Genomic DNA, 22,214 nt, shown 5'->3' with positions numbered 1-22,214 from the left:
GATGCGTGCAGAAGTCACAAGCCCGTGCAATTTCCGGACCCGGCCCTCAAGCGCTGCGAAATCAGCGCATCGAGCGCTTCGAGTTTCGCTTCGACTGCCTGAAGACTGGCAGCGTCGGGTGCGCGCAGCACGGGCGACCACACCGATGCGGGAAATCGCTCGTCCCAGCGGTAGCGCGCGACAACATGCCAATGAAGATGCGGTACGGCGTTGCCCAATGCGGCGAGGTTGATCTTGTCGGGCTGGAGCACCTCGCGCAGCGCTTGCTCGACCACAACGGCCGCGCTCATGACGACGGATCGATCGGCGGGCGACAGGTCCGAAAATTCCGCGACATGTTCTTGCCACACCACCCGGTAGAACGCGGGAAATCCGGCCTCATTCGCGCGGATGACGCGAAAGGCAGCACATTCGAAAACAAGACTGCCGCCCGGCCCCTCGCACAACGGGCAGCCGGCGGCGCGACTCACACCAGCACCCGCTCGATGCCGCCGCTGTTGGCCACATGCACGTAATCAGCCATCCAGTTGTCGCCCAGGATGCGGTTGGCCATCTCGACCACGATGTAGTCCGCCTCCAGCAGGCCGTTCTGCAGGTCGTTGCCGTATCGCGACAGGCCCTGCAGGCAGCTCGGGCAGCTCGTGAGGATCTTGATGTTGCCTTTGTCGCCAGGCCCGTTGGGCGCGTCCTTCATGGACGAACGAAGTGCCACCTCGTCTTTGCGCAGTTCCTCTTCCTTGCGGAATCTCACCTGCGTGGAAATGTCCGGCCGCGTGACGCCGAACGTGCCGGACTCACCGCAACAACGCTCGGACTTGCGAATGTTGTCGCCCATCAGCGCTTTCACCGTCTTCATCGGCTCCTGCAGCTTCATGGGCGAATGGCAAGGGTCGTGGAACAGGTAGCCGCTGGCCGCTGCAGGGTCGGACAAGTCGAGCGTGATCCCCTTTTCAAGCAGGTACTCGTGGATGTCGATGATGCGGCAGCCCGGAAAGATCTTGTCGAACTCGTAGCCCTGCAGCTGGTCGTAGCAAGTGCCGCAACTGACCACAACGGTCTTGATGTCGAGGTAGTTCAGCGTGTTGGCCACGCGGTGGAAGAGCACCCGGTTGTCCGTGATGATCTTCTCGGCCTTGTCGAACTGCCCGGAGCCGCGCTGCGGATAACCGCAGCACAGATAGCCCGGTGGCAGCACCGTCTGCACACCCGCGTGCCAGAGCATCGCCTGCGTGGCAAGCCCGACCTGCGAGAAGAGGCGCTCAGAGCCGCAGCCCGGGAAGTAGAAGACCGCCTCCGTCTCGGCCGTCGTTGCCTTCGGGTTGCGAATGATAGGGACGTAGTCCTTGTCCTCGATGTCCAGCAAGGCACGCGCAGTTTTCTTGGGCAAACCACCAGGCAACTTCTTGTTGATGAAGTGGATGACCTGCTCTTTGACAGGCGCGCGGTCGTGCGTGGACGGCGGTCTTGCGGCCTGCTTGCGCGCAAGCCCGCGCAGCAGGTCATTGGCCAGCCGCTGCACCTTGAAGGCCACATCGACCATCGCCGATCGCATGACCTTGATCGTCTCGGGATTCGTCGCGTTCAGCATGAGCATGGCCGCCGCATTGCCGGGGCGGAAGCTCTTTTGCCCCATCTTGCGCAGCAGGTTGCGCATGTTCATCGACACATCGCCGAAGTCAATCTTCACCGGGCAAGGCGACTCGCACTTGTGGCACACGGTGCAGTGATCGGAGACATCTTCGAATTCCTGCCAGTGCTTGATCGAAACACCGCGCCGCGTCTGCTCTTCATAGAGAAACGCCTCGACCAGCAGCGAGGTCGCCAGGATCTTGTTGCGCGGGCTGTAGAGCAGGTTCGCGCGCGGCACGTGCGTGGCACACACCGGCTTGCACTTGCCGCAACGCAGGCAGTCCTTGATGCTTTCGGCGATGGCGCCGATATCGGACTGCTGCATGATCAGCGACTCGTGGCCCATCAGCCCGAAAGACGGCGTGTAGGCGTTCGTCAAGTCGGCATACACGGATGTCGCCGAGTCAACTTGCGCGTGACGCAGCAGCTTGCCACGATTGAAACGCCCCTGCGGATCGACTCGCTGCTTGTAGTCGGCAAACGGCTTGAGCTCGTCGTCAGTCAGGAACTCCAGCTTGGTGATGCCGATGCCATGCTCGCCCGAGATCACGCCATTGAGCGCGCGCGCCAGCACCATGATGCGTTTCACGGCCCCATGCGCCGTCTGCAGCATCTCGTAGTTGTCGCTGTTGACCGGGATGTTGGTGTGCACATTGCCGTCGCCCGCGTGCATGTGCAGCGCCACCCAGACGCGCCCTTTAAGTACGCGTTGGTGAATGGCCGCGCACTCGGCCAGGATCGCGGCAAACGGGTCGCCGCTGAATATCGTCTGCAGCGGCGCGCGAATCTGCGTCTTCCAGCTCGCGCGCAGCGAATGCTCTTGCAGCTGGGCAAACAGTGGATCAACGTTGTCCAGCCAGTCCTGCCACTGCGCGCGCACCGCGCGCAGCAAGTCCAGCGCCTGCGTCACGCGGTCTTCGAGCAGTTCGGCCGACGGAATTTCGCTCGCGTCATCCTGCTTGCCCAAAGGAAGCGAGCCGCGGCTGAAGAAAGCAATCAGCTCATCAGCCAGCTTGAGCTTGTTAGCCAGCGACAGCTCGATGTTGATGCGCTCGATGCCATCGGTGTACTCGGCCATGCGCGGCAACGGAATGACGACGTCTTCGTTGATCTTGAAGGCGTTGGTGTGTTTGCTGATCGCAGCGGTGCGCTTGCGGTCCAGCCAGAACTTCTTGCGCGCTTCGGGGCTGATCGCCACAAAGCCTTCGCCGCTACGCGAATTGGCGATGCGCACAACCTCGGAAGTAGCCCGCGCCACGTCATCGGCGTTGTCGCCAGCGATGTCGCCCACCAGCACCATCTTCGGCAAGACGGCGCGCTTGGACTTCGTCGCATAGCCCACAGCCTTCAGGTAGCGGTCGTCGAGGTGCTCGAGCCCGGCCAGCAGCACGCCTGTGCGCACCTGCTCGGCAAACATGAAGTCCTTGATTTCCACAATGCTTGGCACCGCATCGCGTGCGTTGCCGAAGAATTCGAGGCACACAGTGCGCGTGTGCTTGGGCATGCGGTGCACCACCCAGCGCGCACTCGTGATGAGGCCGTCACAGCCTTCCTTCTGGATGCCCGGCAGGCCCGACAGGAACTTGTCGGTCACGTCCTTGCCCAGCCCTTCCTTGCGGAAAGTGCTTCCGGGGATCACCAGGGTTTCGGTGCGCACCGGCGTCTTGCCGTCGGCCTCGAAATAACGGCATTCAAAGGTGGCAACCTCGGCGTCATGGATCTTGCCCAGGTTGTGGTCCATGCGCGTGACTTCGAGCCACTGCGCCTGCGGCGTGACCATGCGCCAGGAGGCCAGGTTGTCGAGCGCTGTGCCCCACAACACGGCTTTCTTGCCGCCCGCGTTCATGGCGATGTTGCCGCCAATGCACGATGCTTCGGCCGATGTCGGATCAACTGCAAAGACGAAACCGCCGCGCTCAGCTGCATCGGCAACGCGTTGCGTCACCACGCCCGCTTCAGTCCAGATGGTCGGCAGCGGCTGCGCATGGCCCGGCAGCGACACCATCTCGACCTCGGTCATCGCTTCGAGCTTTTCGGTGTTGATCACCGCGCTCTTCCACGTCAGCGGGATTGCGCCGCCCGTGTAGCCCGTGCCGCCCCCGCGCGGAATGATCGTCAGGCCCAGGTCGATACACCCCTTGACCAGGCCCGCCATCTCGGCCTCGGTGTCGGGCGTGAGGACCACAAACGGATATTCCACCCGCCAGTCGGTCGCATCGGTCACGTGCGACACGCGCGACAGGCCGTCGAACTTGATGTTGTCCCGGGCCGTGTAGCGGCGCAGCGCACGCTGCGTCTGCCTGCGCAGCTGCGCCATGTCACGAAAGCTCGTGTCGAAGGCGCGCACCGCTTCGCGGGCGTCCTTGAGGAGTTCACCGACCAGGGCATCGCGTTCGGCATCGGCGCCGGGTGTGCGCCGCTTTTCGACCTCACCGAGCCTGTGGTTCAACGCATCGACCAGCTGGCCGCGGCGACGCGGGTTGTCGAGCAGGTCGTCTTGCAGGTACGGGTTGCGCTGCACGACCCAGATATCGCCCAGCACCTCGTACAGCATGCGCGCCGAGCGGCCCGTGCGCCTTTCCTCGCGCAACTGGTTCAGCAGCGCCCAGGCGCGCATGCCCAGCAGGCGAATGACGATCTCGCGGTCGGAAAACGAGGTGTAGTTGTACGGAATCTCGCGCAGGCGCGGGGCGTCGCTGTCGGCCGAGGCGACCAGCTGTTGGAGCGAAATCGGAGCGTTCAAAGTGGCTGCTTTCCTGTCAGCCAAACGAATGCATCGCGGCTGGAAAAGGATGTTACCGCAGTGCAGCAACGCACAGTGACCGTAGGGCCTGCCTCGCCGTCTGGCCGCCACCTTATGGAAACCCCGCTTGTGGCGCCCGCCAAGGCGTCAGTACATTGACTGTCACAAATAGTCCTTAAATTCGGCGCTACCGCCTGACAGTTGTCCGGCAGGACCCGTATCCGAAGTCATCCAGGAGCATCAATGAAGCTGAAACTCTCCCTCGCGGCCGTCGCGCTTGCAATCTCTGCCGGCGCGCAGGCACAGACCGAAATCCAGTGGTGGCACTCGATGACCGCCGTCAATGGCGAGACCGTCAACGCGCTCGCCGCTGACTTCAATTCCAAGCAGAAGGACTACAAGGTCGTGCCCGTCTACAAGGGCGGCTATGACGAGTCCATGACTGCTGCCATTGCCGCGTTCCGCGCGGGCAATGCTCCCACCATCCTGCAGGTGTTCGAAGTGGGTACCGCCACGATGATGGCCTCCAAGGGCGCTATCGTCCCGGTGAGCAAGGTCATGGCAGACGCCGGCAAGAAGTTCGACACCGCCGCCTACGTGCCCGCCGTTGCGGGCTACTACACGGCACCGAACGGCCAGATGCTGAGCTTCCCGTTCAACAGCTCGACCACGGTTTTCTACATCAACAAGGACGCGTTCGACAAAGCCGGTATCGACTCCTCGAAGCCGCCGTCGAGCTGGCCCGAAGTGGTGTCGGCAGCAGCCAAGCTCAAGGCGAGCGGCCACAAGTGCCCGATCACGCTGGCCTGGCAAGGCTGGACCCAGCTGGAGAGCTTCTCTGCCTGGCACAACACGTTGCTGGCCACCAAGCGTAACGGCCTCGACGGCATGGACGCGCGCCTGGTCGCGAACTCGCCGCTGCACGTTCGTCATATCGAGAACCTGGCTAACATGGCCAAGCAGGGCCTGTTTGTTTACAAGGGCCGCGCCAACGTCCCCGAAGCTACGTTCGTTTCCGGCGAGTGCGCCATGATCACGACATCGTCCGGCTTCTACGGCAACGTGTCCAAGAACGCCAAGTTCAAGTTCGCCGTGGCACCCCTGCCCTACTACCCAGACGTTCCGGGCGCTCCGCAGAACACCGTGATCGGTGGCGCCAGCCTGTGGGTCATGGCCGGCAAGAAGCCTGAAGAGTACAAGGGTGTCGCCACCTTCTTCGAATACCTGTCGCGCCCCGAAGTGCAATCGGAATTCCACAAGAAGACGGGCTACCTGCCGATCACGCTGGCGTCGTACAAGTTGACGGAGAGTTCCGGCTTTTACAAGCAGAACCCCGGCACCGACACAGCCGTGAACCAGATGATCCGCAAGACGACCGACAAGTCGCGTGGCATCCGCCTGGGCAACTACGTGCAGATCCGCACTATCGAGGACGAAGAACTCGAACAAGTGTGGTCCAGCAAGAAGACTGCAAAAGAAGCACTGGATTCCATCGTCAAGCGTGGTAACGAACTGCTCGAGCGCTTTGAGAAAGCCAACAAGGGCTGAGCCCTTTACGCCTGTTGACTTGAGTACAACAACGGCCGGCCCTTCAAGGGGCTGGCCGTCTCTTTTGTGAGTCGCTCGCCAAGAGCGCGCTAATAATCCGGGCAGATGGAAAAAAGCGTCACCTTCCGTTCGTCGTTGCTGCCTTGGGTGCTTATTGCGCCGCAGGTACTCATCATCTCGGTGTTCTTCTTCTGGCCGGCAGCGCAGACCCTGATCCAGTCGTTCCAGCAGCAGGACGCGTTCGGCACGTCGGTGCAATGGATCGGCCTGGAGAACTTCCGCAATCTCTTTAACGACGAGACCTATCCGCAGGCGTTCAAAGTCACAGCCAAGTTCTCGCTGCTCGTCGCGTTCTTCGGCCTGACACTCTCACTGATCCTGGCCTACTTCGCCGACCGCGTCGTGCGCGGCATGACGTTCTACCGCACGCTGCTGATCTGGCCCTACGCCGTGGCGCCGGCTGTCGCTGGTGTCGTCTGGCTGTTCCTTTTCTCGCCGAGCATTGGCGTCATCGCGTACTGGATGCGCAGGGTGGGCATCCACTGGGATCCGCTGCTCGACGGTGACCACGCCATGACGCTGGTGGTCATGGCTGCCGTGTGGAAGCAGATCTCGTACAACTTCCTGTTCTTCGTCGCGGGCCTGCAGAGCATCCCGAAGTCACTGATCGAGGCTGCTGCCATTGACGGCGCTGGCCCGTGGCGCCGCTTCTGGACGATCCAGTTCCCGCTGCTGTCGCCCACCACCTTCTTCCTGCTGGTGATCAACATCGTGTACGCGTTCTTCGACACGTTCGGCATCATCGACGCGGCCACGCACGGCGGCCCGGGCAAGGACACCTCCATCCTCGTCTACAAGGTGTACTTCGATGGCTTCAAGGCGCTCGACCTCGGCGGCTCCGCGGCGCAGTCTGCGATTCTCATGACCATCGTGGTCGTGCTCACGGTCGTGCAGTTCCGCTTTGTCGAAAAGAAAGTGAATTACTGATGGTCGAGCGCAACCGGTTTCTCTCGATCGTCACGCACCTCGTGCTGATCCTGGGTGTGCTCGTCGTCGCATTCCCTGTGTACCTGACGTTCATCGCATCCACCCACACGACGCAGGATGTGGTGCAGGTGCCCATGCCGATGACGCCGGGCTCGGCCATGATCGACAACTACCGCACCGCACTCTTCGGCGGGCGCACGGGCGGTGGCTCACACGCGCCCGTGGGCAACATGCTGATGGTCAGCCTGATCATGGCGCTCGTCATCACGGTGGGCAAGATCACGATTTCGCTGCTATCGGCCTTTGCGATCGTGTACTTCCGCTTTCCGTTTCGCATGGGATTTTTCTGGGCGATCTTCATCACACTGATGCTGCCCGTCGAAGTGCGCATCCTGCCCACGTACAAAGTGGTGTCCGACCTCGGCATGCTCAACACGTATGCGGGCCTGACTATCCCGCTCATCGCCTCAGCAACCGCCACGTTTTTGTACCGGCAGTTCTTCCTGACGGTGCCCGATGAACTCGCAGAGGCAGCCCGCATGGATGGCGCCGGCCCGATGCGATTCTTCAAGGACGTGCTGCTGCCGCTTTCAGCCACAAGCACGGCGGCGCTCTTCGTGATCCAGTTCATCTACGGCTGGAACCAGTACCTCTGGCCGCTGCTGGTCACGACGAATGAAAACATGTACCCGGTCGTCATGGGCATCAAGCAGATGATCTCGGGCGGCGACGCGCAGATTGAATGGAACATCGTCATGGCCACTGCCGTGCTCGCAATGATTCCACCGGCGCTCGTCGTGATGCTCATGCAGAAGTGGTTCGTCAAAGGCCTGGTGGATACCGAGAAATAAGAAAGAAACGCAGATGGCTGGAATCACGTTACGCAACGTCACCAAGACGTACGGCAAAGGCAAGCAGGCGCTGCAGGTAATCCACGGCGTGAACGCCGAGATCGCCGATCATGAATTCGTGGTGATCGTCGGGCCGTCGGGTTGCGGCAAGTCCACCTTGCTGCGCATGGTGGCGGGCCTGGAAGAAATCACGGGCGGCGAGATCGACATTGGCGGGCGCGTCGTCAACGACCTGGAACCCGCCGAGCGCGACATCGCGATGGTGTTCCAGAACTACGCGCTCTATCCGCACATGAGCGTCTTCCAGAACATGGCCTACGGGCTGAAGATCAAGAAGGTGCCCGAGGCAGAAATCAAGGCGCGCGTTGACAAGGCCGCTGCAATCCTGGAACTGGGCCAGCTGCTCGAGCGCAAGCCGCGCCAGCTGTCGGGCGGGCAGCGCCAGCGCGTGGCGATGGGCCGCGCGATCGTGCGCCAGCCGCAGGTGTTTTTGTTTGACGAGCCGTTGTCGAACCTCGACGCGAAGCTGCGCGCGCAAACACGTATCGAAATCCAGAAGCTGCATCGCGAGCTGGGCATCACATCGCTCTTCGTCACGCACGACCAGGTCGAGGCGATGACGCTGGCCGAGCGCATGATCGTGATGAACGCGGGCCGCATGGAACAGTTCGGCACACCCGAAGAGGTGTATCACCGCCCTGCCTCCACGTTCGTGGCCAGCTTCATCGGATCGCCGCCCATGAACTTGCTCAAAGCCGCGCCAGGTGCGCGTGACGGCTCGATCATGGGTATCCGCCCAGAGCATCTCGACATCAGGCCCACCGGCTGGGAAGTCAAAGTCGAGACGACTGAATTGCTGGGCGCCGAACGGCTCGTCTACGGGCGGCTGCACGGCGCGTCGAGCGGGCCGGGCGAACAACTCATCGTGCGCTGCGAAGAAAACCAGCCCGTGCCCGCGCCTGATTCGATCATTCACGTGGCACCGCGCGAAGACCGCGTGCACTGGTTCGACGCTGCAAGTGGCAAGCGCATCTGACTCGATGGCCGAGTGGCCTTATCCGCGCTGGATCGCCCATCGGGGCGCCGGCAAGCTCGCACCCGAGAACACGCTGGCAGCGTTTCGCGTTGGCGCGTCGTATGGGTATCGCATGTTCGAGTGCGATGCAAAGTTGTCGGCCGATGGCGTGCCCTTCCTGATGCACGACGCGACGCTGGAGCGCACGACCAACGGCCACGGCACAGGCGGCGACAAGCCGTGGAGCGAGCTGTCGCAGCTCGATGCCGGTAGCTGGCACTCACGCACGTATGCGGGCGAGCCGCTGCCGACGATGGCGGCGCTGGCCCGGTACTGCATTCACAACGGCTGGTTCCTGAACATCGAAATCAAGCCGACGCCCGGCGTGGAAGCGCGCACCGGTGCAGTCGTTGCCGCCGAAGCCCAACGCTTGTGGGCAGGCCAAGCCGTGCAGCCGTTACTCACTTCATTCCGACCTGACGCGCTGGAAGGCGCACAACGCGCAGCGCCTGCATTGCCTCGCGGCCTGCTGCTCGACACGCTGTGGAAGGGCTGGCTCGAAACCGCGCTGACGCTCGATTGCGTCGCGATCGTGTGCAACCAGAACCTGTGGGATGTTTCGACCGTGACGCAGGCCAAGAGCGCAGGCTTTCGCTGCCTGAGCTACACCGTGAATGATGAATGGGCTGCTGAGAGGCTCATCGAGCTGGGCACCGACGGCATCATCACGGACCGCGTCGACCTGTTCTCGCCAGCCTGACCTATTTCAAATCGCCTGCCAGCGAAGCCAGCGCCTCCGCCGGAATCGTCATGTGCGCGGGATAGTTGGTGTGATCGCAACCGAGCTTCACCGCCGCACCCGCCTTGATCGCCGACACCATTGCAGGCGTGAACTCGAAGCGCACGAAGTGCACGGCTGACGTCTTCTCGTCGTTCTCGCGGTCGAGGTCTTCATCGGCAATGGCGTACACGCGGCCATGCCCTTCCACCTCGACAAACATCCTGTCTTCCACACCGATGAGCCGCGCGAGCTCGCGCTTGCGCTCGTTTTCGTCGGGGTATTCGATCAGCATCGTCGCCTTCCAGTTGGCGCCATCGGGCATGAGCGGTGCATAAGCCTCGATCTCTTGCTGGATGCCCTCTTCCTCGAAGATTTTTTCGATGCGCAGCATCTCCTGGATCTGGTAGCGGATGCTCGTCTCGCTCTCGAACTGCAGCGTGACGTGATCGCCCAGGTGCACGCTGCGCAGCTTGCGATGCGCGATCACATCGGCCTTGTGCGCCTTGCGATATTTGGCGTACGCCTCCAGCGTCATGAGGCTTTCGCGCGTGATGCTTCCAGTCAGTTGCATGTGTTCAATCCAGGCCGTACGCCATGCGCACGAGCGTCAAAGGATGTTCGAGTTTCGGCGCGCCCAACTCGTTGCGCTCAAAACCCTGTTCGATGTGATGACCGCCCAGCGGGCAGTCAGAGCTGATGTAGTCGGGCGTGCCACCCTGCGGGTGTTCGGCCATCTTCTTGAAGAGCGGCTTGCCGATCTTCATCGCCTGCTCGTGATACGGCACCTTCACGCCGAACGTGCCCGCGTGGCCTGAGCAACGCTCATTCGTCTGCACATACGTCTCGGGCACCATCTTGAGCATCTCTTCGGTTTTCTTGCCGATGTTCTGCACGCGTGAATGGCAAGGCACCTGGTAGCTGATCTTGCCGAGCGGCCTGCTGAAATCCGTCTTGAGCAAGCCGTCGCGCTTGCGCTGCATGAGGTATTCGAACGGGTCCCACATGGCTTCTTTGACGGCCTGCACATCGGCATCGCCGGGGTACATCAGCGGAATTTCCTGCTTGAACATCAGCGTGCAGCTGGGCACAGCCGTGATGATCGCGTAGCCATCGCGCGCGTACTTTGCGAGCACCGGAATATTCGCCTCTTTGCTCTCATTCACCGACTCAAGATCGCCGAGTTCGAGCTTGGGCATGCCGCAGCACTTCTCCTTGTTCACCAGCACATACGGCACTTCGTTGTGCTGCAGCACCTTGAGCAAGTCGTGGCCGATGCCCGGCTCGTTGTAGTTGATGTAGCAAGTCGAAAAGATCACGACCTTGCCGGGCGTCTTCGCGCCATCCTTGATCGAAAAATCAGGCGACTTGGGCGCGCTGGAGCGGAACTTGCGTGTGGCGAGTTCCGGCAGCCACGCGTTGCGGTCCACATTGAGCACCTTCTCCATCGCCGCGCGCGCGGGCTTCGTGTGGTTCACCGCATTGGCAAGCTGCACGACGATAGGGATGCCCGCGAACTGGCCGTGCACGTCGGTCGATGAGAGGAATTTTTCGCCCAGCGAGACATCGCCCTTCTTGAACTTGATCGCCTTGGCGCGCAGCATCGTGTGCGGGAAATCCAGGTTCCATTCGTGCGGCGGCACGTAAGGGCACTTGGTCATGTAGCACAGGTCGCACAGGTAGCACTGGTCCACCACCTTCCAGTAGTCCTTGCGGTCCACACCATCGACCTCGCCGGTCTTGCTCTCATCGACAAGATCAAAGAGCGTCGGGAACGAGCCGCACAGGCTCACACAGCGGCGGCAGCCATGGCAAATGTCGAAGATGCGTTCGAGCTCGTCGAACGTCTTCTTCTCGTCGTAGTACTCGGGATTTTTCCAGTCGATCGGGTGGCGTGTGGGCGCCTCCAGATTGCCTTCACGTGCTGCGGCCATGGACATGCTCTGTTGAGGACTGAGGTGAAGGCGCGAATAACGCCCTCAGCTCAGACCTCTCCTGGCGGGGAGAGGTCAACGCACTGGTCAACGCACCGGTCAGTCAACCAGTTCGTTCAGCGCCTTGGTGTAGCGGTTGGCGTGCGAGCGCTCGGCCTTGGCCAGCGTCTCGAACCAGTCGGCCACTTCGTCATGGCCTTCTTCGCGCGCCGTCTTGGCCATGCCCGGGTACATGTCGGTGTACTCGTGCGTTTCGCCGGCAACGGCGGCCTTGAGGTTGTCGCGCGTCGGGCCGATCGGCAGGCCGGTAGCCGGGTCGCCGCATTGCTCCAGCCACTCGAGGTGGCCGTGGGCATGGCCCGTTTCGCCTTCAGCGGTGGAGCGGAAAAGCGCCGCCACATCGTTCTGGCCTTCCACGTCCGCCTTGTTTGCGAAGTAGAGATAGCGGCGGTTGGCCTGAGATTCGCCCGCGAATGCGGCCTTCAGGTTCTCTTCGGTCTTCGACCCTTTGAGTGCTGGCATGGTGTTCTCCGGTGATGAATGGAAACGTTGAACGCGTTGCTAGTGTAGTGCGCTGCTGTGATGCGCCCGGGTTCAACCACGACGTGTTTGGGGGAGTGATGTGCGAAGGATCGGTTGGGCGCAGACCCTCTAGCTTTGTAGTTTTTTAGATACTGATCCTTGAATACTTTGTAGTACCAAGGTAGCCTCTGCATACTTTTGGCTATAAAGCCTATGCTGATGCACCTGACTTCTGACCCACCTGATTTGTTACCGCCGCCAGTCCTGGCCTCTGACGCGGCACCCGTCCTGCAAGCCCCTCCCCTGGTGTTCATCCTGAGCTCTGTCCGGTCAGGCTCAACACTGCTGAAGGCGATGCTCGACTCCCATTCCAGGATCTTTGCGCCGGCGGAGCTGCATCTCTTGCCGTTCGACCACCTGGGTGATGCGCAAAGGCAGCTCAACGGCACCGTGCTTGGCCGCGGGCTTCATGAGGCGGCGGCCCGGCTCGTCGGCGAAGAGCAAGCACAGCAGATCGTCGAGTCGTTCTACGCAAACAACACGCCGGTTGCGCAGATTTACCAGTGGCTGCAAGCGCAGCTCGATGGCCGCATTCTTGTTGACAAGTCGCCGTCGTACCTGGGCAACCCGCGCATCCTGCAAAGGGCGGAAACCGTTTGCGACACGCAGCCGCTCTACATCTTCCTCACGCGACACCCATTCGATGTATTCGACTCTTTCATGAGCAATGGGTTCGACCGCCTCATGCGGCGCCTGCGGCTGAACTACGAGCGCATTCGCAAACAGGCGCAGCCCGGCTCCTCAGACTGGGTGATTCCGTATCACCCCTCGCCTGACAACCGGTGCAAAACCTCATTCGAGATCGCCGAAGCAACTTATGTGAATGCCAATCGCACTGCACTTGAATTCCTGAAAACCATTCCGGCTGAACGCCAGGTCACGGTCACGTATGAAAACCTGGTGCACGCGCCTGAAGCCGAGCTCGAAAAGATCTGCCGCCTGCTGAAGATCGATTTCGAGAGCGCGATGCTGTCGCCCTACAAGGGCACGCTCCCGCAGGAAACCGTGGTTGACCCGAAGTTCTACCTGCATCAGAACGTGTCCACCCAGCGCGCAATGAAGTGGCAAGAGCGGGCGGACGACTGGCTCAGTCATACCTATGCCGCAGACACCGTGGACCTGGCAGCTCAGATGGGCTACGACTTGTCGCACGCGCCTTCGCGCATACCTTTGACGCCTGCCCAGGCCGTGTTCTTCAAGGCAAATGGTGCGGTCGCGCACTTCTGCCTCGTCATGACAACCACGCGGCGCGATTCAGCCGGGCTCGTCGAGCAAATGCGGGCGCGCCTGCCGGCGCTATTGCAGGCCTTTCCCGGCTTGCGTCATTGCTTCGTGCAGCATGAGGGCCGCTGGACGCAAAAATGCTTACCCGTGCGCAGCTTCGAGGTGCCGCTGCTTCATGAAACGTTTGAGTCAGGCACTGCGGGCGAACAGGCGTTTGCCGAACGCGTGGGCGCGCTGGCGCAAAGCATCAGCCTTGAGCAAGCCCCGCTGTTTCGCGTGCTGGTAGGCCAGTTTGGCGCGCACGACTATCGCGTCGCCTATGGGTTTCATCACCTGCTGCTCGATGGCAAGGCGCTGCTGGCATTTCATGAGGCGTTGTGGTCAATGGCTGCGTTGCCCGCGCAATCCGTCATGGCTTACACGGCTGCCATGCAGCAGCTGCGCAAGAACTACCCGCTTGCACCGGCGCAGGCAGCACTCGCGGCCTTGATTGCGCCTTGCGCACCCCTGCCTGTTCATGAACGCAGCGAGCAAGGCGTGATCACGCGCCAGATCGCCTACGCAGGCGGCAAAGGCTATCGCTTCCATGAATGCACGCTCGCGCTGGAGCACGCCTATCGTGCGGTTTACCCGGGCGACAGCGCAGTCGTTGCCCATCGCATTCACCGGCGGCGGTTTGACAGCGAGCACGACTACACAGGCCTGGTTGCCTGGCTCGCAGGCGATGTGCCGCTGGCATGCACGGCTGAAGTGAGTGTCTCCAGGCACAGCCGCCGCATGAAGCACGCAGTGAAAGACTGGACAGCGTTGTCGCTCGCTTACGACTGGCTGTATCTCGACAACCAGCTGCCAGCGCTGCCTGAACGGGTGCGCCTGCGCCTGAACTACTTCCCCGTGCCTGAGGGCGACATGCACGACACGCGCGTCGACCTGCATCAATCAAGCAGCGGCCTGCGGGGTGACTACCTCATCGACTTCATCGTGCGCGACCACCAGACGCACGCAGAAATCATCGTGCGCTTCTTGCAGCCCGCCGTGGCGCCGGCCGAAGTGCACGAACTACTCGACCAATGGGCCACCGCCCTCGAAGGAATGCACTGATGGCCGACCCTATCTACCACCCATTTGCAGGCGTGACCTTCGCGCAGTGGTGGTCCATCCTGGCGCAAAACAAGTTCCGCATTCATGAAGCGCGGAAGTTCGCCTTCCTCACCGCCAAGAGCATCAAGAACTCATTTGAAGCGCTTGATGAAGCGCGCCAGTACGGCGAACAAATCGCCAGCCACCAGATCAAGCAGCCACCGATCTTTATCGTGGGCCATTGGCGCAGCGGCACCACGCACCTGGAAAACATCCTGTGCAAAGACCCGGCGTTCGGCTACCTGAACGTCATCCAGTCGATCTACCCCTATTCATTCCTGACGCAAGGCGACACCTACGCGCGGCGCTTTGTGCAGACCAAACGCTACATGGACAACGTGGCGCTGGCCGCGCAATCGCCCTCTGAAGAAGAAGTGGCGCTTGCCGTGCTCGCACCCGGCAGCTTCTGGCACGGCTACTACTTCCCCGGGAGGATGGATGACTACTTCGACAGGTACGTCCTGTTCAAAGACATCGACAACGCCGAGTTGACGCGCTGGAGAAATTCCTACGACTATCTCCTGCGCAAGCTCTCGTTTGCGCAGCACGGCAAGCCGCTGATTCTGAAGAACCCGCCCAATACCAGCCGCATTGCCGTGCTGAAGGCGATGTATCCCGATGCCAAATTCATTCACATCCATCGCAACCCCTACGAGGTGTTTGTCTCGCGCATGGCGCAGTTCGACAAGGCGGTGCTCAAGAAAGCACTGCAGCCGATCACGCAGGGCGAGTGGCAAGCGCGCAGCCTGCGCTACTACGTGGACATGATGGCCGCCCACCTCGAGCAGCGGCAAGGCCTGCCCGCGCACCAGTACGTGGAAGTGTCGTTCGATGAGTTGCGCCGCGCGCCGATGGCCACCATCGACAGGATCTACAGCCAGCTGCAGATCCAGAGCTTCAACACGGCGCAAGAGCCCATCAAGGCGTACCTCGACACCCTGGGTGGCTACGAACAGAACCAGTATCAGATGGACAAGGCACTGACTGACCGCATCTATCAGCACTGGCACCGGACCATTGACCTGTGGGGCTACCAACCATGATTTTTCCTGAAACATTCGGCGCGCAAATCTCGCCGCAGACCGGCACGCTCGAGCCTGCCCTTGCGCATGACCTGCTGCAGGACAGGAAAGCCCTGCTCTTTCGCGGATTCGGCTTAACTGCCGACACCTTTTGCGAATTCTCGGAAAGCCTGGGCGAGGGCTTCATGGACTACCAGGGCGGCGCATTCGAGCGCAAGGCCATCAACCAGAACCCCACACTGCTGTCCGTGACAGGCGAAGGCCAGAGTTTTGCCGTGCCCTTTCATGGCGAGATGTATTACCGCCGCCATAAGCCGCAGCTACTCTGGTTTTACTGCGCGGTGGCGCCGTCGAAAGGCGGCGAGACCACCTTGTGCGACGGCGCAGAGTTCTTCAAGCGGCTGTCACGCCGCACACGTGACCTGTTCCTGAAGCGACGCATTGCGTACATACGCAGATACACACCGCAGCAGTGGCACGTGATCTATCAAACCAGCGATGAAGCTGAAGTCCGCGCGGTTTGTGAACGCAATGGGCTCGAATGCCGCCTGTCGCCTTCGGGCGAGCTTGAAACGCGCTACGAAACCTCTGCGGTCGTTCATGACGCCAGCGGCCAGCCGATGTTCATCAACAACGTACTGCCCATCCTGATGCAAGAGCGTGTGTGGCTGCTCGACAGCAACCTGGTGCGCTTTACCGGCAATGAAAGCATTTCAGATGACATCTTCCAGGAATTGCTGGAGGTGTCTGCTGCGCTGGAAGTAGCGATCCCCTGGCAGACGGGCGATGTGGTGCTGGTGGACAACCGGCGCCTGATGCATGGGCGCCGCGAAATCGAGGACCTCAAGAGAAAAGTGCTGGTTCGCATGTCGAATTTGAAACAACTCGAACAAACATCCAACGCTTCCAGGGAACTGTCATGTGGGCCAACCGCCACGGTGATGTCTTAAATTCAGATTACCTTGATTGCGCGAGCGGTCCGCACCTGGACTTGCAGTGGCGCGCACTCAAGAACATACCGGCAGCCACAGTGGCCTGCTACAACGCGAGCGGCCACATATTTGTTTCCACGCTGAATGCACCTACCGAAGATGCCGGGTGCCTGTGGTGCTTCAACGGTGACGGGCAGGTGTTGTGGCACAGCGGAACGCGAGTGCGTGCCAGCCTCACGTCGCCCGCCGTGACGCAAAGCGGCAGTGTCGTGGTTGCCGATGGCACGCACGTTTTTCATTGGGCAGCCAACGGCGAATTGCTGTGGCAGGTGCCGTTTGCACACGAGACGTCGGGCGTGATGATTGCGCCGCAAGGGCAGATCGTGGTGCTGGGGATCGACGGTGTGCTGGCTGTATTTGACGCCGGGCACGGCACGCAACTTCATACGCTGCGCCTTGAAAGCGTGGCGATGGCGCAAGGCGTGGGGCATTCGCACATGCGCGGTCGCGCGGGTGAGGGCATGTGGGCGCGACTGCAGCAACGAGGCGTCGATGCTTCGTATGTGGACACGGCGATACGGCGCTTTCTGGGAATCGGCGTGGCGGCCAAGAACGTGCCGGCGCTGCACCCGCACAGTGGCCGCATCTTCATTGCTGCGGCTGGCGAAACGGCTGGCGAAACGGCTGGCGCCGGCATCCTGTGCGGCATCGATTTGATGAACCTGGAGCGCGCCTTCAAAGTCGCGATGGGGCCAGGCTGCGACACCAGCCCGGCCCTGTCGTTCGACCTGACGCAGGTGTTCTGCGCCGACCAGCGCGGATGCATCACATCCCACGCCACAGACGATGGAGGCGTGCTGTGGGAAACACCTTTGCCCGGCACGTCGTCAGCGTCACCCAACCCAACGCCGGATGGCAGGCTCTATATCTCGATCAAGTCAGACGTCGTCTGTTTGTCTGCCACCGGCGAGATTCTGTGGACGTCTGAATTGAAGAAGCAGACCGGCGCCGACGTGCAGATCAATTCCGTGCTGTGCGTGAACCAGCAGTTCATTTATTGCGTCGCCGCATTGGGACAAGCGTCGGCGGCGCAGTGGTTTGCGGCGAGGGCACATGTGCTGCTGACGCTCGATCGCTTCACGGGGCAGATTGCATCCCACGCACCGTTGGCCCATGAGAGCGTGTGCACCTTGTCGATGTGGCCCGACGGCAGCGTGCTGGTGCCGAGCAAACCGTTCCTTTATGAGGCGCAGGGCGATGAGTTTTTTGGGCTGGCGAAGTACCGGGTGAGCGCTGCATCCCGGGGTCCATGGGAAAGATAGAACCGCGATCCCTGGCGGCAAGGCCGCGAAGGATCAGTTGCCTACTAGGCTTTTCGTAGGCCTGCGATGAGCCTGTCCAGCGAGGCAGTGATGGGTGCCACGTATTCCCGGCTGAGCAAGTTTCGCCGTTGCAAACGGTTGAGCCCCCTTTGATAGGCCTCAAGTGCATCGGCTATTGCGGGCTTCTTATCGGCACGAGGGGCAAGTTTGCGCGGTAGGCAGACTCCTTCGACGATTTGGGCCACTTGCTGCGGACCGAGGCCCGCTCGTTCCAGGCCCGTCATCAACTCTGTCACTGCTGCTGCACGCCCGCCGAAAAGTGCGTAGAACAGCCCAGGGCACCCACGAGAATCCTTCTCGGCGACGATATTGGCAACTTGCTGCCCGCTCAGGCCCGCTCCTGCCAGACCGTCCATGAACGCCGTCACCGCGGCCGCATGTTCGTTGAAAAGCGCCCAGTGCAGGCCGGTGTGCCCATCATGAAATTTGGCGGTGACGATGTCGGCAATTTGCTGCGGGCGCAGGCCTGCCTTTGTCAGCGCTTCCAGAAACGCCGTCACGGCACGTGCGTGCCCCTCGCGAAGCGCACTGGCCAACCCAGGGAGCGCATCCGAACTTTTGGCGGTGACGATTTCGGCAATTTGCTGCGGGCCGAGGCCTGCTCTTTTCAAGCCTTCAACGAAAGCTGTCACTGCTGCAGCGTGTCCGCTTTTCAGCGCAATCACCAAAGTGGAGTGCTGACCATGGATTTTGGCGGCGGCGATTTGGGCCACTTGCTGCGCACTCAGGCCTGCGCCTGTCAGGCCGTCCATCAACGCGGTGATCGCTGCCGCGTGGCCATTGCCAAGCGCGCCGCTCAAACAAGGGGTGTTCTCAGGGCCTTCTTGACCAGCAGCAATTGCGGCCACTTGATGCGGGCTTAGCCCTGCCTCTTTCAAACCTTCCAGAAACGCAGTCACTGTAGCGGCGTGTCCGTTCAGAAGCGCAAGACACAAGCCAACGTGTCCAGGCGAATCGTCTTCGCCGGTCACGATTTCGGCGATTCGCTGCGGGCAGAGGCCGGCCCTTACCAGCTTGTCCAATACGGCAGTCACCCCAGCGGCGTCACCTGCAGCCAGCGCGTCGGCAAGGTCCGTCTTGACGTCCCTGCCCGGGCCCACCCGTCGCGCTCCCTCGGCTTGCGCAGGCGCGCCAGCCACGTCCGGTCCTACCACCTCACGGTCATCGTTATCCTCATCGTCATCCTCATCGTCATTCGCCGGTCCGACCACGCCATCGTCTGGCGGCGGCCGCTTCATCTGCGTTGCATGAAGATGAAACGAGACGCGGGGCTGCTGCGACGCCTGATGGTCGACAACGGTGAGACCCACGCCGCAAAGTGCGTCCGTGAGGACGCGCCTGACAGGCGCGCTGAGATCAACGGCCAGCGCGAGCGCGCCGGCGTCATCGGTACACAACGGCGCCAGTCGGTCCCGCTCGCGCCGCAAGGCCGTCAACTCTTGATGCGTGAGCCCGTTTGAGGGGTCTTCTTCTTTGAGCGCCGTATCGTCGCCGATAGCCCGGTTGATGCTGGCGACAAAGCGCTTCTGCGCATCGATGCTGACACTCGCGCCCAGTTGTGCACCCGCAATGCCGGACGCATTGAATGGATAGGAAGCAGGCTTGGACTGCTGGACGCTGGAAGCTGGATTCATAGTGAAGAGACGTTCTTGCAGTACCGGCTCTCGCGGGCTACGGGTTGGGACACGCTCCGTACTGCAAGCGGGAGCGGGAGATCAGCGCGCGCCGATCATATTTGCAAACCAATGCATTACGCGGCTTGTTGCCTGACGCGAGGCTTAACGCGTGACGCTCCCCGCCCTCCAACGGCTCTTGGCCGCGACGCCATGCATTACGGTATAGTAAATGCGTTACGCATTAGTAAACGGAAGAGACATGAACGCCGTCCTCAAATCTTCTCCCCAGGCTGTGGGTTCCACGCTGCCCGCACCAGCGCCTATTCACCAGCTGCACCACTATGCCTACCGCGCGAAAGACGCAGAGGAAACGCGGCACTTCTATGAAGACATCCTGGGCTTGCCGCTGTATCACATCATCCAGAGCGATGTGGTGCCAAGCACGGGTGAATACTGCCCGTACACGCACTTTTTCTTCCGGCTGCAAGACGGCTCGTTCATCGCGTTTTTCGATCTCGGCAACGACGAGGCGGCCCTGCCCTCACCCAACACGCCAGCGTGGGTCAATCACATTTCATTTCGCGTGGATTCGCAGCAAGACTTGCGCGACATGAAGGCGCGGCTTGAAGCGCACGGTATTGACGTGCTGGGCATCACCGACCATCACATCTTCCACAGCATCTACTTCTTCGACCCCAACGGCGTGCGCCTGGAGCTCACCGCGCAATTCGCCGATGAATTCCAGATGCTGCAAGAGAGCAAGACTGCGCATGCGCGGCTTGCCGAATGGACGGCCCGCAAGGAGCAGTGGCGCGCCGACCGCGCTGCCGGCCGCGCCGCAGGCGCGCTGAAGCCGCAGCAAAACGACAGGCCGGAGTTCGTGAAGAAGGACTAGGCATGGCCACGCACTACGCGCCCACAAGCTTCTCAAACAGCTACGAGTTCACCGCGGGCAGCGGCTACCAGCTGCCTGAATACCCTTTCGTCGCGCCGCCTGAAATCGCAAGCGGTGAGACGGCGCATCACCCCATCGTGATCGTCGGTGGCGGACTGGCGGGCCTGACGCTCGCTGGCCTGCTCGCACGCCACGGCATCCGCTGCGTGCTGCTCGACGAAGACAACACCGTGGGCGTCAAAGGCGCTTCGTCGCGCGGCATCTGCTACACGCAGCGCTCGCTTGAAATCTTCGAGCGCCTGGGCATTTATGAACGCATCGCCGCCAAGGGCATCCAGTGGAGCGTGGGCCGCACGTTCGCGGGCAACGATGAGGTGTATTCGTTCGACCTGCGCCAGCAAGGCGCATTCAACCTCTCGTCGCAGCCGCCCTTCATCAACATCCAGCAGTTCTACATCGAGGGCTACCTTGTCGAGCGCATCCACGATCTCGGCCACGCTGAGATCCGCTGGAGTAACCGCGTGATCGGCTTCGAGCAGGACGACGCGGGCGCGACGCTCACCGTCACGACGCCTGCGGGCGACTACCGCATTCGCGCCGAGCATGTGATCGACGCGACGGGCTCGCGCAGCCCGTTTCGCGCATGGGCGGGTGCATCGGTCACAGCCAGGAAGGGCGACGACAGGTGGTGCATTGCCGATGTGCGTTTCAGCAAGCATCCGCCCGTGGAGCGGCACACGTGGATCGAAGCACCGTTCAATGAAAACCGCGCGGTGTGGCAGCACCTGATGGGCGATAACGTCTGGCGCATCGACTACCAGATGGCGCCGCACGCTGACCCCGAGCAAGTCAGCCGCGAAGACGTGGTGCGCGAGCGGCTCACGCGGCAGTTCGGCGCGGACTGCGAGATCGAGATTGTCTGGGTTGGCCCCTATGCCTATCGCAGCGAATGCATCGACAAGATGCGTTGCGGCCGCGTGTTCTTCATGGGCGATGCAGCCAAAGTCGTGAGCCCCTTCGGCGCGCGTGGCGGCAACACCGGCATTGCCGATGCAGACAACCTGGCGTGGAAGCTCGCGGCGGTCATGAGCGGCCACGCGGCACCCGCCTTGCTCGACAGCTATCACGACGAGCGGCATGAAGCGGCGACGCAGAACGTGCTGGTGACCAACCGCACGGCGCGCTTCCTGCGGCCTGCCGATGGGGTTGAAAAGCTGTTTCGCACAGCGGCGCTCAGCCTCGCGCGGCAACACGTGTTTGCGCGGCAGTTCGTCAACACGGGGCGCATGGCGATTGCCAATCCGTACACACGCTCCAGCGCGTGCTGCGACACGGGCGGCCTGCCGGTGCAGAACGTTTCGTTCCAGTGGGCAGACGGCTCGGCGGGCACGGTGAACGACCTGCTCGCATGGGCCGGCAGCCGCATGCTGTTGCTGCTGTTTGGTGACGTGAGCGACGCCTGCATCGAACGCACAAAAGCCTTGGCCGCGAGCGCGCCGCTGTTGTGCGTGCAGGTGCTCGGCGCCGACGAGCCGGCCCGCGTGAAGGAACATGTGCGCGACCCCAAAGGCCACCTGCAGGGCGCGTGCCATGTCTTCGGCCACGCATGGGCGCTGCTGCGGCCTGACAGCTATATCGCGGCGACTGGTGAAGTAGTGGATGCATCGCTGATCGACGCGCTGGCCAGGGCGCTTGGCGCAGTGGGAGGTGACAAATGAAAACAGCGCTGAACCTGCAGGACGCCGATGGCTTTTACGAGCAGCTGCTCGACTCGCACGAGGGGCTGTCTGCCGACGAATCGCAACTGCTCAATGCCCGGCTGATCCTGCTGCTGGCCAACCAGATCGGCGACGCGAAGCTGCTCAAGGAATGCATCGACGCAGCGCGGCAGTTGCCAACGTAAAATCTGGCCTCCACCACGAAGAGCCAGGTACCT

General features: G+C 61.7%; 18 protein-coding genes. 12 read left to right on the top strand and 6 right to left on the bottom strand.

Features of this window, described 5'->3' with window-relative positions; all coding sequences use genetic code 11:
• Positions 1-14 precede the first annotated feature (14 nt).
• On the bottom strand, positions 15-470 hold the full coding sequence (locus GHT07_RS02985) for an HIT family protein (protein WP_323740763.1): 456 nt from the start codon (positions 468-470) through the stop codon (positions 15-17).
• Positions 467-4,372 (bottom strand): DUF3683 domain-containing protein, encoded by a 3,906-nt coding sequence (locus tag GHT07_RS02980; protein WP_153583571.1) that lies wholly within the window; start codon positions 4,370-4,372, stop codon positions 467-469. The genes GHT07_RS02985 and GHT07_RS02980 overlap by 4 nt, the downstream gene beginning before the upstream one ends.
• Before the next feature lie 243 nt (positions 4,373-4,615).
• Between GHT07_RS02980 and ugpB the strand changes: the two genes are divergently transcribed.
• From ugpB to ugpQ, 5 genes are all read left to right on the top strand, one after another.
• Entirely contained in the window at positions 4,616-5,920 is a 1,305-nt protein-coding gene (gene ugpB, locus GHT07_RS02975; protein ID WP_153583570.1) for a sn-glycerol-3-phosphate ABC transporter substrate-binding protein UgpB, read from the top strand.
• A 105-nt stretch (positions 5,921-6,025) separates the two neighbouring features.
• Positions 6,026-6,907: a sn-glycerol-3-phosphate ABC transporter permease UgpA gene (gene ugpA / locus GHT07_RS02970; protein ID WP_153583569.1), complete on the top strand. Its 882-nt coding sequence runs from the start codon at positions 6,026-6,028 to the stop codon at positions 6,905-6,907.
• Positions 6,907-7,758 (top strand): sn-glycerol-3-phosphate ABC transporter permease UgpE, encoded by an 852-nt coding sequence (gene ugpE / locus GHT07_RS02965; protein WP_153583568.1) that lies wholly within the window; start codon positions 6,907-6,909, stop codon positions 7,756-7,758. Before ugpA ends, ugpE begins: the two co-directional genes overlap by 1 nt.
• A 13-nt stretch (positions 7,759-7,771) precedes the next feature.
• Positions 7,772-8,794 carry a sn-glycerol-3-phosphate ABC transporter ATP-binding protein UgpC gene (gene ugpC / locus GHT07_RS02960; RefSeq protein WP_153583567.1) on the top strand — a complete coding sequence of 341 codons (1,023 nt, stop codon included), beginning with the start codon at positions 7,772-7,774 and terminating at the stop codon, positions 8,792-8,794.
• A gap of 4 nt (positions 8,795-8,798) precedes the next feature.
• Positions 8,799-9,533, top strand: coding sequence for a glycerophosphodiester phosphodiesterase (gene ugpQ / locus GHT07_RS02955; protein ID WP_153583695.1), 735 nt, complete (start codon positions 8,799-8,801; stop codon positions 9,531-9,533).
• A gap of 1 nt (position 9,534) precedes the next feature.
• Here the strand turns inward: ugpQ and GHT07_RS02950 are convergent, their stop codons facing one another.
• The 3 genes from GHT07_RS02950 to GHT07_RS02940 form a co-directional block, all read right to left on the bottom strand.
• A complete protein-coding gene (locus GHT07_RS02950) occupies positions 9,535-10,125 on the bottom strand; it encodes a DUF3501 family protein (protein WP_153583566.1) in 591 nt (196 codons plus the stop codon).
• 4 nt (positions 10,126-10,129) lie between these two features.
• Entirely contained in the window at positions 10,130-11,485 is a 1,356-nt protein-coding gene (locus GHT07_RS02945) for a (Fe-S)-binding protein (RefSeq protein ID WP_153583565.1), read from the bottom strand.
• A gap of 99 nt (positions 11,486-11,584) precedes the next feature.
• On the bottom strand, positions 11,585-12,007 hold the full coding sequence (locus tag GHT07_RS02940; protein ID WP_153583564.1) for a rubrerythrin family protein: 423 nt from the start codon (positions 12,005-12,007) through the stop codon (positions 11,585-11,587).
• Positions 12,008-12,220: 213 nt separating this feature from the next.
• Between GHT07_RS02940 and GHT07_RS02935 the strand changes: the two genes are divergently transcribed.
• Genes GHT07_RS02935 through GHT07_RS02920 form a run of 4 tightly spaced genes read left to right on the top strand, consistent with a single transcriptional unit; the run spans position 12,221 to position 17,707 of the window.
• Entirely contained in the window at positions 12,221-14,392 is a 2,172-nt protein-coding gene (locus GHT07_RS02935) for a sulfotransferase (RefSeq protein ID WP_153583563.1), read from the top strand.
• Positions 14,392-15,474 (top strand): sulfotransferase family protein, encoded by a 1,083-nt coding sequence (locus GHT07_RS02930; RefSeq protein WP_194792799.1) that lies wholly within the window; start codon positions 14,392-14,394, stop codon positions 15,472-15,474. The genes GHT07_RS02935 and GHT07_RS02930 overlap by 1 nt, the downstream gene beginning before the upstream one ends.
• Positions 15,471-16,403, top strand: coding sequence for a TauD/TfdA family dioxygenase (locus GHT07_RS02925; RefSeq protein ID WP_153583561.1), 933 nt, complete (start codon positions 15,471-15,473; stop codon positions 16,401-16,403). The genes GHT07_RS02930 and GHT07_RS02925 overlap by 4 nt, the downstream gene beginning before the upstream one ends.
• Complete coding sequence (locus GHT07_RS02920; protein ID WP_153583560.1) at positions 16,373-17,707, top strand: outer membrane protein assembly factor BamB family protein; 1,335 nt, start codon at positions 16,373-16,375, stop codon at positions 17,705-17,707. The genes GHT07_RS02925 and GHT07_RS02920 overlap by 31 nt, the downstream gene beginning before the upstream one ends.
• A gap of 44 nt (positions 17,708-17,751) precedes the next feature.
• On the opposite strand, the gene GHT07_RS02915 is transcribed toward GHT07_RS02920, so the two are convergent.
• The gene (locus GHT07_RS02915) at positions 17,752-19,401 is read right to left on the bottom strand and encodes a hypothetical protein (RefSeq protein ID WP_153583559.1); all 1,650 of its coding nucleotides are present in this window, start codon (positions 19,399-19,401) and stop codon (positions 17,752-17,754) included.
• Between the two features lie 241 nt (positions 19,402-19,642).
• On the opposite strand from GHT07_RS02915, the gene GHT07_RS02910 reads away from it, so the two are divergent.
• The 3 genes from GHT07_RS02910 to GHT07_RS02900 are packed head-to-tail and all read left to right on the top strand — an operon-like array spanning position 19,643 to position 22,181.
• On the top strand, positions 19,643-20,278 hold the full coding sequence (locus GHT07_RS02910; protein ID WP_153583558.1) for a VOC family protein: 636 nt from the start codon (positions 19,643-19,645) through the stop codon (positions 20,276-20,278).
• 2 nt (positions 20,279-20,280) lie between these two features.
• Positions 20,281-21,996 carry an FAD-dependent monooxygenase gene (locus GHT07_RS02905; protein WP_153583557.1) on the top strand — a complete coding sequence of 572 codons (1,716 nt, stop codon included), beginning with the start codon at positions 20,281-20,283 and terminating at the stop codon, positions 21,994-21,996.
• Positions 21,993-22,181: a DUF2783 domain-containing protein gene (locus GHT07_RS02900; RefSeq protein WP_153583556.1), complete on the top strand. Its 189-nt coding sequence runs from the start codon at positions 21,993-21,995 to the stop codon at positions 22,179-22,181. Before GHT07_RS02905 ends, GHT07_RS02900 begins: the two co-directional genes overlap by 4 nt.
• Positions 22,182-22,214: the final 33 nt, after the last annotated feature.

Source organism: Caenimonas koreensis DSM 17982, assembly GCF_009646335.1.
GTDB classification, from domain to species: Bacteria; Pseudomonadota; Gammaproteobacteria; order Burkholderiales; family Burkholderiaceae_C; genus Ramlibacter; species Ramlibacter koreensis.
The sequence above is the reverse complement of the archived record's forward strand: the minus strand, read 5'-3'. Positions and strand labels throughout refer to the sequence as shown.

What these genes read in the sequence shown, in the direction of transcription:
- ugpB (WP_153583570.1), top strand. Translation starts at nt 4,616, where the DNA reads ATGAAGCTGAAACTCTCCCTCGCGGCCGTCGCGCTTGCAATCTCTGCC.
- ugpC (WP_153583567.1), top strand. Translation starts at nt 7,772, where the DNA reads ATGGCTGGAATCACGTTACGCAACGTCACCAAGACGTACGGCAAAGGC.
- GHT07_RS02905 (WP_153583557.1), top strand. Translation starts at nt 20,281, where the DNA reads ATGGCCACGCACTACGCGCCCACAAGCTTCTCAAACAGCTACGAGTTC.
- ugpA (WP_153583569.1), top strand. Translation starts at nt 6,026, where the DNA reads ATGGAAAAAAGCGTCACCTTCCGTTCGTCGTTGCTGCCTTGGGTGCTT.
- GHT07_RS02915 (WP_153583559.1), bottom strand. Translation starts at nt 19,401, where the DNA reads ATGAATCCAGCTTCCAGCGTCCAGCAGTCCAAGCCTGCTTCCTATCCA.
- GHT07_RS02940 (WP_153583564.1), bottom strand. Translation starts at nt 12,007, where the DNA reads ATGCCAGCACTCAAAGGGTCGAAGACCGAAGAGAACCTGAAGGCCGCA.
- GHT07_RS02930 (WP_194792799.1), top strand. Translation starts at nt 14,392, where the DNA reads ATGGCCGACCCTATCTACCACCCATTTGCAGGCGTGACCTTCGCGCAG.
- ugpE (WP_153583568.1), top strand. Translation starts at nt 6,907, where the DNA reads ATGGTCGAGCGCAACCGGTTTCTCTCGATCGTCACGCACCTCGTGCTG.
- GHT07_RS02910 (WP_153583558.1), top strand. Translation starts at nt 19,643, where the DNA reads ATGAACGCCGTCCTCAAATCTTCTCCCCAGGCTGTGGGTTCCACGCTG.
- GHT07_RS02950 (WP_153583566.1), bottom strand. Translation starts at nt 10,125, where the DNA reads ATGCAACTGACTGGAAGCATCACGCGCGAAAGCCTCATGACGCTGGAG.
- GHT07_RS02900 (WP_153583556.1), top strand. Translation starts at nt 21,993, where the DNA reads ATGAAAACAGCGCTGAACCTGCAGGACGCCGATGGCTTTTACGAGCAG.
- GHT07_RS02945 (WP_153583565.1), bottom strand. Translation starts at nt 11,485, where the DNA reads ATGGCCGCAGCACGTGAAGGCAATCTGGAGGCGCCCACACGCCACCCG.
- GHT07_RS02925 (WP_153583561.1), top strand. Translation starts at nt 15,471, where the DNA reads ATGATTTTTCCTGAAACATTCGGCGCGCAAATCTCGCCGCAGACCGGC.
- GHT07_RS02935 (WP_153583563.1), top strand. Translation starts at nt 12,221, where the DNA reads ATGCTGATGCACCTGACTTCTGACCCACCTGATTTGTTACCGCCGCCA.
- GHT07_RS02920 (WP_153583560.1), top strand. Translation starts at nt 16,373, where the DNA reads ATGTGGGCCAACCGCCACGGTGATGTCTTAAATTCAGATTACCTTGAT.
- ugpQ (WP_153583695.1), top strand. Translation starts at nt 8,799, where the DNA reads ATGGCCGAGTGGCCTTATCCGCGCTGGATCGCCCATCGGGGCGCCGGC.